This window comes from Oerskovia sp. Root22 (assembly GCF_001429135.1).
Lineage (GTDB): Bacteria > Actinomycetota > Actinomycetes > Actinomycetales > Cellulomonadaceae > Oerskovia > Oerskovia enterophila.
In genome coordinates this window covers 1-12,834 of the sequence record NZ_LMIL01000004.1, presented here as the reverse complement: position 1 = coordinate 12,834, position 12,834 = coordinate 1, and the positions used below count along the sequence as shown (strand labels likewise).

Sequence of the window (12,834 nt, the reverse complement as noted above, 5' to 3'; positions counted from 1 at the left end):
GTGCCCCGGCTGCTGAGACCGACAGCCTCCGTGTCGTGGTCCCAGCGCCAGCGCTGTGGTGGTGCTGCGGGCTGGTCAGCGGGGCGAGACGCGGACTGAAGCGCCCTTGGGGCCTTCGCCCTGCATGATCGGCACGGCGAAGCTCTCTTCGGCGCTGCCGTACTTGGCCTCGTAGGCAGCGTCGATCGCGGCCTCGTCGTCGCTGCCGGCGTCTTCGAAGGTGACCTCGTAGTCGACGCCGTCCACGCGCACGCGCCCGGCCTTCTGAGTGATCGCGGCCTGGTACCAGCGTGAGTCTTTGCCGTTGGCTGCGCGGACGTAGACCTTGCCGTCCACGACCAGGGCCCAGGTCTGGGTGGGGGTGCCGTAGGTGACCCCGTCTTCGCGGAACGGGGAGACGAAGAGGTCTTCGTGTTCGATGATCGTGCGGAGCTGGTCTGTGGTCCAGGCGGTCATGGTGTCTCTCTCTCGGGTGGTGCGGTGGTCAGAGGTCGATCGAGGCCATGTTGGCGTCGTCGTGTCGTGCGCCAGCGGCGGGCTGCAGGGTGTCGAGGCGGTGGATCTGGTCGGTGGTGAGTTCGATGCTGTCGGCTGCGGTGTTCTCCTCGACGCGGTTCACGCGGCGAGTTCCCGGGATGGGGGCGATGTCCTCGCCGCGGGTGAGCAGCCATGCCAGTGCGGTCTGCGCGGGCGTCGCGTCGATCTCAGCACCGATGGCCTTCACCTCATCGACGAGAGCGAGGTTGCGGCGGAAGTTCTCCCCGGTGAATCGCGGGTTGGTCTTGCGCCAGTCGTCATCGGCGAAGTCGTCGACAGTGCGGATCTGGCCGGTGAGCAGGCCGTGGCCGAGCGGGGAGTAGGGCACCAGGCCGATGCTGAGCTCGCGCAAGAGAGGGAGGATCTCGGCCTCCACGTCACGGGTCCAGAGGGAGTACTCGGTCTGCAGTGCAGTGACGGGCTGAATGGCGTGGGCGCGGCGGATGGTTTCCGGTGAAGCCTCCGAGAGCCCGAAGTGCAGGACCTTACCTTCGGCGATCAGCTCGGCGACGGCGCCTGCGGTCTCTTCGATCGGGGTGCTGCGGTCGACGCGGTGCTGGTAGTACAGGTCGATGTGATCAGTGCCAAGACGCTGGAGGGAGCCTTCGACGGCGATACGGATGTTCTGCGGGCTGCTGTTTGCATTGCGCCCACCTGCCGCATGGGAGAACAGGCCGAACTTCGTGGCGAGGACGACCTCGTCGCGACGGCCGGCGATCGCACGGCCGACGATCTCCTCGCTGAGGAACGGCCCGTAGATCTCGGCCGTGTCGATGTGCGTAACGCCGAGATCGAGGGCGCGGTGGATGGTGCGGATCGACTCGGCATCATCCAAGGCGCCCTCGGAGGTGTAGGTACCGGCCATGGTCATGGCACCCAGACCGATTCGGGAGACCTCGAGGTCTGCCAGGTGTGCATTCTTCATCAGGGGACTTCTCTCAGTCGTGTGAGGTCGTGGTGGGTCCTGTCGCCACGGGTGGGGCGTCCGAAGGGGCGTGTGATCAGGCCTGGTCGGTGGGTACGATCCACAGCTCGCCGATCGATGTGCGGCTGGATCGGGTGACCATGAACGCAACGCCGTCGGCGACGTCCGAGGGCAGGCGTCAGTGCGGGGTGCTGGTCGCGCCCGCCGCGGGGTTGGACGCGACCAGCAGGGGCGCTCAGGCGTCGTAGGTGAGGGATGCCGAGAGCTCGCGGTGGGCGTCGATCTGGGACTGGATGGTGGCGAGGTTCTGCTCCTCGCTGGCCATGCCGTCGGCGCCGGCGATGAAGCGCAGCGGCAGGTCGCCGGAGTCGGAGAGGATCACGAGAGCCTGGGCGAGCTTCTTGGGGTCGCCGCCCTGCTGGCCGTTCATGGCCTTCCAGGCCTCGATGGTCGTGGCGGTGCGCTCGGCGTAGTCCTCGATCTCGAGCTCGGGCCAGATGGTCGATGAGCCCTCGACCAGGAGCTCGGTGCGGAAGAAGCCGGGCTCGACGGCCATCGTCTTGATGCCGAAGGGCTCAAGGTCGAAGCGCAGCGACTCCATCCAGCCCTCGAGGGCGAACTTCGAGGCGGCGTAGGCAGCGCAGAACTCCTGGCCGATGAGGCCAGCCATCGAGGTGACGGTGATGACCTGGCCTGAGCGCTGGCGGCGCATGACAGGCAGCACGGCGCGGGTGACGTTGAGGGGACCGAAGAAGTTGGTCTCCATCTGAGCGCGCAACTGGGCGTCGCTGATGTTCTCGAAGTACCCGGCGTAGAAGTTGCCGGCGTTGTTGACCAGCACATCGATGCGCCCGAAGCGCTCGACCGCTGCTGCCGTGGCGGCCTCAGCCGCGGCTGGGTCGGTGATGTCGAGCGAGACGGTCAGCAGGTTCTCGTGCTCGCCGATCGCGGCGAGCACACGGCTCGCGTCGCGCCCGGTGGCCACTACAGAATGCCCAGCGGCCAGGGCAGCCTGGGCGATGTCGATACCCATGCCGCGGCCGGCACCGGTGATGAACCAGACGGAACTCTGCGTGCTCATGTGATCTCCTCCAGGGTGCGGATCGGCCTTGTTCGCCGGTCTCGGTGGTGTGATGAGATCCAGTCAAGAACATCTCCTGGGGGCCAGGCAGACCCCACCTATACGGTTAATGGCAGTACCCCCCTAGGCGCGGATTCCTGTCGTAGGTTCGGTGCATGGACACCTCCGCCGACATCCGCGAGTTCCTGACGTCCAGGCGCGCCCGGCGCACGCCCGCCGAGGCCGGGCTCCCCGATTTCGGCGGTCGGCGCCGTGTTCCGGGGTTGCGCCGCGAAGAGGTGGCGCTGTTGGCCGGGATGAGCGTGGAGTACTACGTCCGCCTCGAGCGCGGGAACGCCAAGGGAGTCTCAGAGTCGGTCCTCGACGGCATCAGCCGGGCCCTCGACCTCGACGATGCTGAACGTAGCCACCTCTATGACCTCGTGCGAGCCGCGAACGACGGCGCACACCCCCGCCGCAGGCGCGGCCCGTCACGCGCGGAGAAGGTCCCGCAGTCCGTCCAACAGCTCCTGGACGCCATGCGAGACGTCCCGGCGTTCGTCCAGAACGGCCGGCTCGACCTGCTCGCCACCAACGCACTCGGCCGAGCAGTGTTCTCCGAGCTCTACGTCCAGCCCCAGCGCCCCGCAAACTTCGGCCGTTTCGTCTTCCTCGAACCCCGGGCCCTGGACTTCTACCGCGACTGGGACGAGGCCGCCGCGCAGACCGTCGCGCTCCTGCGCTCTGAAGCAGGACGGTCCCCCCACGACCGCGTCCTCAGCGACCTCGTGGGCGAGCTCTCGGTCAAGAACGAGACTTTCCGAGCCCTCTGGGCATCACACGACGTCCGACAGCACAGCACCGGGATCAAGAGCATTACCCACCCGGTCGTCGGTGACCTCGACCTCAACTACGAGGCGATGGCTCTCGCCTCAAGCCCCGGCCTCCAACTCATCGCCTACAGCGCACCCCCCACCAGCACCACCGCCGACGCACTGACCATGCTCGCGAGCTGGTCAGTCACCCACCGCGAAACCGCCACGACAACAGCAGAACCGCGCGAAGGCCCGTAGCCATATCGAGGGCGGGCTCACAATCCGCTCACGCCGACAGCGAGTTCCAAGCGCACGGCGAGCCACGCACCCCTGGGGTTAGGTGTGCGCGCACCCCGGCCGGGTGCGCCCAAGCCTGCCCAACCCTGACGAACTCCAGGAGAACAACCGCACTATGACAGACCTCGCAGCGCCCATCTCTTGGGGCGCGTTCCGATCGGCCAACCGCATTGCACTGGCCCCGATGACCAACAAGCAGAGCCACTCCGACGGAAGGCTTAGCGACGTCGAGATCGCCTGGCTCGCTCGCCGAGCCGTAGGCGGCTTCGGCACCATCATCACCGGCGGCTACGCGGTCTCGCCAGAGGGCAGAGTCTGGGAGGGACAGGCTGGCGTCTACTCCGACGACCACATCGCGCCGCTTGCACGGCTCGCCACAGCCCTGGCCCCGACAAGCACACCCGGCATCGTGCAGCTCATCCACGGCGGTTCTCGCTTCACTCCCGAGATCGCGCACACACAAGGAATCTCTGCATCAGCAGGAAGCAGCTGGCGGTCAGCGACAGACCGCGACATCGAGCACCTCATCGACGCGCACCGCTTCGCAGCGCTCCGCGTACAGGCAGCAGGCCTGCAGGGAATCGAGATCCATGCCGCACACGGCTACCTCCCCGCACAGTTCATCAGCCCGACGGAGAACACCCGCACAGACCAGTGGGGCGGAGACTTGAACGCCCGGGCCAGCTTCTTGCGATCGCTCGTACAGACCGTCCGGTCCGCGGTCGGATCCAACTTCGCCGTCGGCGTTCGGCTCTCCGCAGAGGACCCACGGCGAGGTATCACTCCCCAAGAGACGGCGACCATCGCAGGCTGGATCGCGCAGGACGGGATCGACTACCTGCACCTGTCACTGCGCAACGCGCTCGCCACATCGGCCGAGCCCCCGTATACCCACCCCCTCCGCCTCATCCGGGCCGCGATCCCCTCCGAGCTCCGTCTCGTCGTCGCGGGAAAGCTATGGAGCCCGCAGGACGCGAAGTTCGCTCTGACACAGGGTGCAGACATCGTCGCCCTGGGACACGCAGCCATCCACCACCCGAACTGGCCCCAGGGCATGGCCGATCCGACATGGACCCCGGCACCACCACCCACGAGCACAACTCGACTGACCGAGCTCGGAGCCAGCGCCCCCCTCCTCCGATACCTGCGCGAGAACTGGCCCGAGACGGTCATGGACGACACATCCGAGGACCACACACCTGGTACGCCGTAGGGCCAGTGTTCTCGGCTGCGGCCGCCTGACAGAGGAAGCTACCAATCCAGACGGACACCTGGCGGGCTCCCGTATTCGAAACCGTCGATATTCCTGGTGCCATCTCCATCGGTGATACCTGACAAGCGGTTGGCATTGCGTCAGAGCATCTGGACGGCGACACGCCGAGAGGTGTCAGTGCCTCGATCTACACTCGAAAGCGTCAGCTCGGGTCACATGGCCCGAACGGCAAGATGGGTCCCGGCGGCAACCGGGACCCTGCCGGCCACTGACTGGATGCGTCGTTGTGAGTGGCCATCGTTCTGCTGAACTCGAACTTGGCCTCATCCTCACACAAGTTTGTCGGGGTCCGCGCACTGAGGAGCCTGTGATTCTTGCAACGCGACGCCTTGTGCACCACGGAGGCACTATGGCAAAGCTCGACTCCCTGACTCTCACCGGGATCACCAACTACCTCAACACCCCGCCGCTGAAGCGCGGGACCCTGATCCGCTCGATGCTCGACTCTGCGGGCGGGTTCGACTACTGGATGCCCATCAAGCAGGCCGCCACCAAGGACCGCAACACGACCCGGGACGGAGCGGCGCTCACGGCAGCTGCAGCGAACGCCCGAGAGGACCGTCGCACTTCGTTCGGGGTGATCGCTCGGGCCTGGGCCGAAACGGTGGTCCCCCGATGGGCCACGTCCACTCCGGTTCCGATCACGCCGGCCACGGTCCAGATCGGGTCCATGGAAGTGCGTGTGCGCCCGCAGTTCGCGGATCAGCGGGCGGACGGACGTGTCGAGGTCGTCTTGGTATACTGCAACAAGACCCCGCTCGAGGACTTTGCTCTCAACGGGACTCTCCGAGTGATCGAGCGCGCCTACCCCGACATGATCGCGGTGCTGGTGGACCTGCCCCGTGCCGCGATCCACACCAGCGAGCGGAAGCGACTCGAACGCCTCGACCCCGGCCTGAACGCCGAGGTGGCCGGACTTCGCTACCTTCTCTCGCCGGGTGACGCCGTCGCCTGATCCTCGAGGAACCATCGGCCCCAGCGCAGCCCCTTGCGTTGGGGCCGATGCACTCCGGTGACGGGCTCGCGCTGCGCAGGGCCACCGAAACTACAGGCGGGATGCAGCAGCTAGGCGCCGTGCTCAAGGGTGGCCAGGTGTCGGTAGAGGGTGTCTCGGGAGACGCCGATAGCTCGTGCGACGGCAGCGCGGGACTGACCGCCGGCGAGCGCGACGCGGGCGGCATCGATACGCTCGCGCGTCATGACGGTAGGACGGCCGCCGACGCGGCCGCGTGCTCGTGCGGCAGCGAGGCCGTCGAGGGTGCGTTCGCGGGCGAGGTCGGCTTCCATCTGCGCGACAGCCGCGAGGACGTGGACCATGAGGCGCCCAGCCGCGCTCGAGGTATCGAGCGTCTCGGAGAGCGATCGCAGGATGACGGCGCGCTCGTCGAGGTCACGCACCAGGCGGGCGACGTGTGCGGCGGAGCGGCCGAGCCTGTCGAGCTTGGTGACGACGAGGGTGTCTCCCTCGCGGAGGCCGGCGAGCACTCGTGCGAGCTCGGGGCGGTCCTCGCGGGTGCCGGAGGCCTTCTCCACGACGACGTCGCGCTCGTCGACGCCACCGGGCCCGGTGAGGGCATCGATCTGGGCGTTGAGGTTCTGCGCGGTCGTCGAGACGCGGGCGTAGCCGTAGGTGTGAGCCATGGGGTGACGGTAGCGAAAACCCCCGGGGCGCGTTCTGCGACACCGGGGGTTTTCGGGCACTAGTTCTGCGACACGTTCTGTCGGCGTGTCGCTGCCGCGGTGGTGGTGCCTGACAAACGGTCGGTTCTGCGACGTCGAAGAACCTTGGGAGCTTCCGGCAGGAGCGGGGCAGCCGAGTGGCCGGTGGTCAGTGAACAGGGGTGGTCGTCGGATCGGTCGATGGGTGTGGGCGGTGGCGCCTGATTGCCCAGACCGTGAGTGGTGCCCCGATTGCTGTTGGCAGCAACCAGAATGACCAGTCCGGAAGTCGTTCCCACACTGGCAGATGCGGTCCGTTGTCGACGTAGAACGCGGTCAGCATCGTGATGTACGCCAGGCCCATCCATGCGATGTGCGCACCGTCGCTGGCGCCGCGCCGCCGGTTGCGCCAACCGAGCAGCGCGGCGGCCAAAGCGATGCTTCCCAGTGCGGCAAGGTGGATCGTGGCCGGCCAGCGGATCACCACCATGGCGAGCATCGATCCGAAGAGGGCGATGATCCCGCCGAGGAAGACGCGCCCTGCCCCGATGTGCCACCCCCCGCCCTTGTGCGAGAGCATCGCCAAGAGCCCGGCGAGCACAGCGGTGATCCCTGCGGCGATGTGAACGGCCAGTGCCACGTCGAAGATGGGGCCCGCGTCCGGTACCGGTAGTCCGGGGATGTCGATCATTGCCGCCTCCGGGAGACGCGGCGCTCGTGCGAGTCAGCTGCTGGCGGTGGTCTCGGTCAGGGTGGTCGCGAGCTGTGTCAGGGCGCCGGGGATCAGGGAGTAGTAGGCCCAGCGTCCGCGCTGCTCGCGGGTGAGGAGGCCGGCGTCGACGAGGATCTTGAGGTGGTGGCTGACGGTCGGCTGGGAGAGGCCGACGGGCTCGGTGAGGTCGCACACGCAGGCTTCGCCGCCGTCGTGGGAGGCGACGATCGAGAGCAGCTGGACCCGGGTGGGGTCGGCCAGGGCCTTGAAGGTGCGCGCGAGGTCGCGCGCGGTCTGGGGGTCGGCGGCCTGGCGGACCAGCGGCGCGCAGCAGGCAGTGCCAGCCGTGCCGGCTGGTGCGAGGGGCAGGTCCGTCGTCGTGGTCATGGACACCATCTTGCCACGTATCGAAGTTTATGGATACGTTGTCAGCATGCGAGTCATTGATGGTTGTCGATGCGAGGAGTGGTGATGAGCGAAGTCGTACGTGCGGAACTTCCGGTCGTAGTGATCGGTGGGGGACCGGTGGGGCTGGCCGCGGCCGCCCACCTGCTGGAGCGGGGCCTGGAGCCGGTCGTGTTCGAGGCGGGCGACGGGCCGGGCGCGGCGGTGGCGTCGTGGGGACACGTGCGGTTGTTCTCGCCGTGGCGCTACGACATCGACGAGGCTGCGCGCCGACTGCTCGAGCCCACCGGATGGAGGGCCCCGGACCTGGACCAGCTGCCCACGGGGCGCGATCTCGTGGACGAGTACCTGGTGCCGTTGGCCGCGATCCCGGCGATCGCCTCGCGGTTGCGGACAGGGACCCGTGTACTGGCCGTGGCCCGTGACGGTGCGGACAAGACCCGGTCCCTGGGCCGGGAGCGGCGCGCGTACCGGGTGCGGACCGTGGGTGCGGACGGGCACGTCGAGGACGTGCTGGCCCGTGCGGTGATTGACGCGTCCGGGACGTTCACGACCTCGAACCCGCTGGGCACCAGCGGCCTTCCAGCGGTTGGCGAGGACCAGGCGCAGGGCTTCATCACCGGCCCCCTGCCTGATGTCCTGGGCTCGCAGCGGGAGCGGTTCGCCGGCCGGCACACGCTGGTGGTCGGGATGGGGCACTCGGCGGCGAACACGTTGCTGTCCCTGGTCGAGCTCGCGGAGTCCGAGCCTGGCACCACGGTGACCTGGGCGATCCGGGGCGGTTCTGCGCGGCGCCTGTTCGGCGGCGGGGCCGACGACGAGCTGCCCGCGCGCGGGCTGCTGGGCACCCGCCTGCAGGCCGCCGTGGAGGCGGGCCGGCTGACCCTGGTGAAGTGGATCTCGATCGAACAGCTCGTGCCCGGCCAGGACACGGTGCGGGTCCTGGGCCGTTCGCGCGAGGAGGTGCTGGACCTGGACGTCCACGCGATCGTGAACGCGACTGGGTTCCGCCCGGACCTGGACATGCTGCGTGAGGTGCGCCTGGACCTGGACCCGGTGGTGGAGTCCCCGCGCCATCTGGCCGAGCTCATCGACCCGAACTTCCACTCGTGCGGCACGGTTCCCCCGCACGGGGAGAAGCTGCTCCAGCACCCTGACGACGGGTTCTACCTGGCCGGGATGAAGTCCTACGGGCGGGCCCCGACGTTCCTGCTCGCCACCGGGTACGAGCAGGTCCGCTCGATCGCCGCCGCTCTCGCGGGCGACCGGGCCGCGGCGGACCTGGTCCAGCTGAACCTGCCCGCCACCGGTGTGTGCTCGACCGACCTGGCACTGGAGACCGACGACGAGGTCGGCGGCTCGTGCTGCGGCACAGGAGCCGCCGAGCCCCAGCTCGTCACGCTCGGGGTCGGGGCACCGGCCGGGTCCGGGTTCGCTACCGGCGTCGTCCACGGGCGCTCCGGCGACGAGCCGGCGCCGGCGAGCACCTGCGGGTGAGCCTGAACCTGCGCGCAGCGAGCCCCGCCGACGCGGCGGGGCTCGCTCGCATCTACGACCACTACGTCACCACCTCCACCGTGACGTTCGAACTGACCGCGCCTGGGCCGGTCGTGTGGGCGCAGAAGGTCGAGGACTTGGGTTCGGCGGGGTGGCCGTTCCTCATCGCCGAACTCGAGGGGCGCCTGATCGGGTTCGCCTACGTGGGCCCCTGGCGCCCGCGCCCGGCGTACGCGCACACGGTCGAGGACACGATCTACCTCGACCCGGCCGTCACCGGCCAAGGGATCGGCACCCGGCTCCTGGCCGAGGTCCTCGATCACGCCCAGGCCGCTGGGGCGCGGGAGGTCGTCGCGGTGATCGCCGACGCCGAGACCGCGGCTTCTCTTGCCCTGCACCAGCGGGCCGGGTTCACCCCGGCAGGGCGCCTGGAGCGGGTGGGCCGCAAGTTCGACCGCTGGTTGGGCACCACGTTGCTGCAGAAGGCTCTGGCCACCGAGTGAACGCATGACGAAGGGCCGGACGCGTATGCGTCCGGCCCTTCGGTGCGTCTGGGGTCAGGCGGTGGCGGGGATCTCGACGGGCTCGACGCCGAGCTCGGTGAGCAGGGTCAGGATGCGGGTGCGGATCTCGTCGCGGATGGGGCGCACGGACTCGATGCCCTGCCCGGCGGGGTCTTCGAGCTTCCAGTCCTCGTAGCGCTTGCCGGGGTAGATGGGGCAGACGTCGCCGCAGCCCATGGTGATCACGACGTCGGAGGCCTGGACGGCTTCGGTGGTCAGGACCTTGGGGGTCTGGGTGCGGATGTCGATCCCGGCTTCGAGCATGGCTTCGACGGCGACGGGGTTGATCTGGTCGGCGGGCATGGACCCGGCCGAGCGGACCTCCACGGCCCCGCCGGACAGTGCGCGCAGGAACCCGGCGGCCATCTGGGAGCGGCCTGCGTTGTGGACGCAGACGAACAGGGCGGACGGCTTCTCGACGGGGGTGTTCTGGGTGGTCATGAGGTTCTCCGGGAGGTGGTGTGGTCAGGCGGGCAGGGTGAGGTCGGGTAGGAGGTCGGTGAGCAGGGCGCGGACCCGGGTGTCGAGCTCGTCGCGGATCGCTGCGACCCCGGTGGGCGAGGCCAGGGCGGGGTCGCCGACGAGCCAGTCCTCGTAGCGCTTGCCGGGCAGGACCGGGCACACGTCGCCGCAGCCCATGGTGATCACGACGTCGGCCGCGCGGACCGCGTCGTCGGTCAACGGTTTGGGGAACGCGTCGTGGGCGGTGCCCAGGTCGTCGAGGGCTGCGCGGACCCCGGCGTGGATCTCGGCGGCGGGGGTGGATCCGGCGGAGCGGACCGTGACGCGGTCACCGGCGTAGTGGCGCACGAGGGCCGCGGCGAGCTGGGAGCGGCCGGCGTTCGCGACGCACACGAACAGCACCTGAGGCTGGCCCGTCGGCTCGCGGGTGATGTCGGCGAGTCGTTGGCGGGCGAAGCGCTCGGTGAGGGTGACCAGGTGAGCGGAGACCTTCGCCGAGCGCGCCAGGTCGGTGTATGACTCGCGCACGATGCGTTGGACGACGTCGAAGCGCACGCCGGGGAACGTGGTCGCGAGCTCGGTGGCCAGGTGGTCCAGGGCCGGGTCGACGTCCTCGAGCCCGCGAAGCACCTCCTGACCGACCGAGGCTTCGAGGGCGGCGGGGGCGAAGGAGTCCAGCAGGGTGGTCACGGCCGCCTTGTAGCCGGGGGTGATGCGGTACCAGACCCACGTGCCGCGCCGCTCGGAGGCCAGGACCCCGACGTCGCGCAGCACCTTGAGGTGGTGCGAGACGGTCGGCTGGGACACGTCGGTCAAGGCGGCCAGGTCGCAGACGCAGGCCTCGCCGGCCGGGGCGGTGGCGATGAAGGACAGCATGCGCAGGCGCAGCGGCTCGGCCAGGGCCTTGAGCGCGGTCGCCACGACGGTGGCGATGCCGGCGCCGATGGCGTGGGACTCGATCTGCGGTCCGCAGTCCGCGTCGCGCACCGTCAAGGGCAGGGGAGCGGTGGTCATGGGGTCACCTTCTCGGGTTCGGCCACCGGGGTGGCGTAGGGGTCGACGGCGAACCAGCGGCGGGCGATCCACAAGGAGACGTAGACCAGGCCCACCAGGACCGGGACCTCGATGAGCGGCCCGACGACACCGGCCAGGGCCTGGCCGGAGGCGGCACCGAACGTCGCGATGGCCACCGCGATGGCGAGCTCGAAGTTGTTCCCGGCCGCGGTGAAGGCCAGGGTCGTGGACTTCGGGTACCCCAGGCGCAGGGCCTTGCCGGTGACGATGCCCACGCCCCACATCACGGCGAAGTACACCAGCAGCGGCAGGGCGATGCGGGCGACGTCGAGCGGGTTGGAGGTCACTGCCTCGCCCTGCAGGGCGAAGAGCAGCACGATCGTGAACAGCAGCCCGTACAGGGCCCAGGGGCCGATCACGGGCAGGAACGTGTCCTCGTACCAGGACCGGCCCTTGGTGCGCTCACCGATCAGACGTGAGGCGAACCCGGCTACGAGCGGGATCCCGAGGAAGACCAGGACGTTGAGCGCGATCTGCCCCATGGAGATGTCGAGCCCGGCGGTGTCCAGGCCCAGCCAACCGGGCAGGATCGTGAGGTAGAAGTAGCCCAGCAGCGAGAACGCGAGGACCTGGAAGACGGAGTTGATCGCGATCAGGACCGCCGCGGCCTCCCGGTCCCCGCAGGCCAGGTCGTTCCAGATGACCACCATCGCGATGCACCGGGCCAGGCCCACGATGATCAGGCCGGTGCGGAACTCGGGCAGGTCCGGCAGGAAGATCCACGCCAGGGCGAACATCAGCGCGGGGCCCACGAGCCAGTTCAGGACCAGGGACGAGACCAGGAGCTTCTTGTCCCCGGTGACCGAGGCGACCTTGTCGTAGCGGACCTTGGCCAGGACCGGGTACATCATCACGAGCAGGCCGACCGCGATCGGCACCGAGATCCCCCCGACCTCCATCGAGGCCAGCACGTCCGACAGGGCCGGGACGAACCGGCCCAGCAGCAGGCCGGCGACCATCGCGAGACCGATCCACACCGGCAGCCACCGGTCGAGCGTCGACAGACGTCCGGCGCCCTGGACGCTCGCGGTGGTGGCCGGAGCCGCGGTGCGGCTCATGCCAGGACCTCCTCGATCTCGGCGACCAGCACCGGCTTGGGGCGTCCGCCCACGATCGACTTCACCAGCTCGCCCCCTGAGTAGATGTTCAAGGTCGGGATCGAGACGACACCAGCTGCCGCCACGGTCGCCGGGTTCGCGTCCGCGTCGAGCTTGGCGATCGTGATCCGCCCCTCGTACTCGGTCGCGAGCTGCTCGAGGATCGGGGCGATCTGCAGGCAGGGCCCGCACCAGGTCGCCCAGATGTCGACCAGGACCGGGATCGGGGAGCCCAGCACCACCTGCTCGAAGGTCTCGTCGGTGACGGTCACGGTGCTCATCGAATCTTCTCCAGTGCGGCGGGCAGGTCGTCAGGCTTCGGGACGTCGGGGGTCCCGGCCACCTCGGCCAGGCCCACATCGTCGGCGAGCTCGGTGAGGTAGCGCTGGGCGTCGAGTGCCGCGGAGCAGCCGGAGCCGGCCGCGGTGATGGCCTGGCGGTAGGTGTGGTCGACGGCG

At 69.1% G+C, this 12,834-nt stretch carries 15 protein-coding genes and 1 pseudogene; 5 read left to right on the top strand and 11 right to left on the bottom strand.

The genetic code is table 11. The annotated features are described in order from the left end of the window. Positions 1–75: 75 nt before the first annotated feature. The 3 genes from ASE15_RS04440 to ASE15_RS04430 all read right to left on the bottom strand — a co-directional run bounded on the left by ASE15_RS04440 (position 76) and on the right by ASE15_RS04430 (position 2,543). The gene (locus ASE15_RS04440) at positions 76–456 is read right to left on the bottom strand and encodes a DUF2255 family protein (protein ID WP_056761863.1); all 381 of its coding nucleotides are present in this window, start codon (positions 454–456) and stop codon (positions 76–78) included. 28 nt (positions 457–484) lie between these two features. Continuing rightward, a complete protein-coding gene (locus tag ASE15_RS04435) occupies positions 485–1,462 on the bottom strand; it encodes an aldo/keto reductase (protein ID WP_056761861.1) in 978 nt (325 codons plus the stop codon). Positions 1,463–1,697: 235 nt separating this feature from the next. Beyond that, a complete protein-coding gene (locus tag ASE15_RS04430) occupies positions 1,698–2,543 on the bottom strand; it encodes an SDR family oxidoreductase (RefSeq protein ID WP_056761858.1) in 846 nt (281 codons plus the stop codon). A gap of 155 nt (positions 2,544–2,698) precedes the next feature. Here ASE15_RS04430 and ASE15_RS04425 point away from each other — a divergent pair, with 155 nt between their 5' ends. From ASE15_RS04425 to ASE15_RS04415, 3 genes are all read left to right on the top strand, one after another. Further along, positions 2,699–3,595 carry a helix-turn-helix domain-containing protein gene (locus ASE15_RS04425; RefSeq protein WP_056761856.1) on the top strand — a complete coding sequence of 299 codons (897 nt, stop codon included), beginning with the start codon at positions 2,699–2,701 and terminating at the stop codon, positions 3,593–3,595. Positions 3,596–3,749: 154 nt separating this feature from the next. Beyond that, positions 3,750–4,847: a tRNA-dihydrouridine synthase gene (locus ASE15_RS04420; RefSeq protein ID WP_056761853.1), complete on the top strand. Its 1,098-nt coding sequence runs from the start codon at positions 3,750–3,752 to the stop codon at positions 4,845–4,847. Between the two features lie 409 nt (positions 4,848–5,256). Beyond that, complete coding sequence (locus ASE15_RS04415; protein ID WP_056761851.1) at positions 5,257–5,862, top strand: hypothetical protein; 606 nt, start codon at positions 5,257–5,259, stop codon at positions 5,860–5,862. Positions 5,863–5,972: 110 nt separating this feature from the next. Here the strand turns inward: ASE15_RS04415 and ASE15_RS04410 are convergent, their stop codons facing one another. The 3 genes from ASE15_RS04410 to ASE15_RS04400 form a co-directional block, all read right to left on the bottom strand. Beyond that, a complete protein-coding gene (locus tag ASE15_RS04410; RefSeq protein WP_056761848.1) occupies positions 5,973–6,548 on the bottom strand; it encodes a recombinase family protein in 576 nt (191 codons plus the stop codon). Between the two features lie 187 nt (positions 6,549–6,735). Then, entirely contained in the window at positions 6,736–7,257 is a 522-nt protein-coding gene (locus ASE15_RS04405) for a hypothetical protein (RefSeq protein WP_056761846.1), read from the bottom strand. Between the two features lie 33 nt (positions 7,258–7,290). Then, the gene (locus tag ASE15_RS04400; protein WP_056761843.1) at positions 7,291–7,674 is read right to left on the bottom strand and encodes a metalloregulator ArsR/SmtB family transcription factor; all 384 of its coding nucleotides are present in this window, start codon (positions 7,672–7,674) and stop codon (positions 7,291–7,293) included. Positions 7,675–7,749: 75 nt separating this feature from the next. On the opposite strand from ASE15_RS04400, the gene ASE15_RS04395 reads away from it, so the two are divergent. Continuing rightward, positions 7,750–9,180, top strand: coding sequence for an FAD-dependent oxidoreductase (locus tag ASE15_RS04395; RefSeq protein ID WP_056761840.1), 1,431 nt, complete (start codon positions 7,750–7,752; stop codon positions 9,178–9,180). Continuing rightward, complete coding sequence (locus tag ASE15_RS04390) at positions 9,177–9,683, top strand: GNAT family N-acetyltransferase (RefSeq protein ID WP_056761838.1); 507 nt, start codon at positions 9,177–9,179, stop codon at positions 9,681–9,683. Before ASE15_RS04395 ends, ASE15_RS04390 begins: the two co-directional genes overlap by 4 nt. 54 nt (positions 9,684–9,737) lie before the next feature. Here ASE15_RS04390 and ASE15_RS04385 read toward each other — a convergent pair whose 3' ends face one another. The 5 genes and pseudogenes from ASE15_RS04385 to ASE15_RS04365 all read right to left on the bottom strand — a co-directional run. Beyond that, positions 9,738–10,184 carry an arsenate reductase ArsC gene (locus ASE15_RS04385; RefSeq protein WP_056761836.1) on the bottom strand — a complete coding sequence of 149 codons (447 nt, stop codon included), beginning with the start codon at positions 10,182–10,184 and terminating at the stop codon, positions 9,738–9,740. Between the two features lie 24 nt (positions 10,185–10,208). Next, positions 10,209–11,219: a metalloregulator ArsR/SmtB family transcription factor gene (locus tag ASE15_RS04380; protein ID WP_056761834.1), complete on the bottom strand. Its 1,011-nt coding sequence runs from the start codon at positions 11,217–11,219 to the stop codon at positions 10,209–10,211. Beyond that, positions 11,216–12,337 carry an ACR3 family arsenite efflux transporter gene (gene arsB / locus ASE15_RS04375; RefSeq protein WP_056761832.1) on the bottom strand — a complete coding sequence of 374 codons (1,122 nt, stop codon included), beginning with the start codon at positions 12,335–12,337 and terminating at the stop codon, positions 11,216–11,218. Before arsB ends, ASE15_RS04380 begins: the two co-directional genes overlap by 4 nt. Then, positions 12,334–12,657, bottom strand: a complete 324-nt coding sequence (trxA, locus tag ASE15_RS04370; protein WP_056761829.1) for a thioredoxin — start codon at positions 12,655–12,657, stop codon at positions 12,334–12,336. The genes arsB and trxA overlap by 4 nt, the downstream gene beginning before the upstream one ends. Further along, a pseudogene (locus ASE15_RS04365) lies at positions 12,654–12,834 on the bottom strand (thioredoxin-disulfide reductase); the annotation flags it as partial. The gene trxA and the pseudogene ASE15_RS04365, both read right to left, overlap by 4 nt.

Excerpts from the sequence above, each read along its gene's own strand:
- trxA (WP_056761829.1), bottom strand. The coding sequence starts at position 12,657 with ATGAGCACCGTGACCGTCACCGACGAGACCTTCGAGCAGGTGGTGCTG.
- ASE15_RS04415 (WP_056761851.1), top strand. The coding sequence starts at position 5,257 with ATGGCAAAGCTCGACTCCCTGACTCTCACCGGGATCACCAACTACCTC.
- ASE15_RS04385 (WP_056761836.1), bottom strand. The coding sequence starts at position 10,184 with ATGACCACCCAGAACACCCCCGTCGAGAAGCCGTCCGCCCTGTTCGTC.
- ASE15_RS04435 (WP_056761861.1), bottom strand. The coding sequence starts at position 1,462 with ATGAAGAATGCACACCTGGCAGACCTCGAGGTCTCCCGAATCGGTCTG.
- ASE15_RS04440 (WP_056761863.1), bottom strand. The coding sequence starts at position 456 with ATGACCGCCTGGACCACAGACCAGCTCCGCACGATCATCGAACACGAA.
- ASE15_RS04400 (WP_056761843.1), bottom strand. The coding sequence starts at position 7,674 with ATGGTGTCCATGACCACGACGACGGACCTGCCCCTCGCACCAGCCGGC.
- ASE15_RS04395 (WP_056761840.1), top strand. The coding sequence starts at position 7,750 with ATGAGCGAAGTCGTACGTGCGGAACTTCCGGTCGTAGTGATCGGTGGG.
- ASE15_RS04405 (WP_056761846.1), bottom strand. The coding sequence starts at position 7,257 with ATGATCGACATCCCCGGACTACCGGTACCGGACGCGGGCCCCATCTTC.
- ASE15_RS04425 (WP_056761856.1), top strand. The coding sequence starts at position 2,699 with ATGGACACCTCCGCCGACATCCGCGAGTTCCTGACGTCCAGGCGCGCC.
- ASE15_RS04420 (WP_056761853.1), top strand. The coding sequence starts at position 3,750 with ATGACAGACCTCGCAGCGCCCATCTCTTGGGGCGCGTTCCGATCGGCC.
- arsB (WP_056761832.1), bottom strand. The coding sequence starts at position 12,337 with ATGAGCCGCACCGCGGCTCCGGCCACCACCGCGAGCGTCCAGGGCGCC.
- ASE15_RS04410 (WP_056761848.1), bottom strand. The coding sequence starts at position 6,548 with ATGGCTCACACCTACGGCTACGCCCGCGTCTCGACGACCGCGCAGAAC.
- ASE15_RS04380 (WP_056761834.1), bottom strand. The coding sequence starts at position 11,219 with ATGACCACCGCTCCCCTGCCCTTGACGGTGCGCGACGCGGACTGCGGA.
- ASE15_RS04430 (WP_056761858.1), bottom strand. The coding sequence starts at position 2,543 with ATGAGCACGCAGAGTTCCGTCTGGTTCATCACCGGTGCCGGCCGCGGC.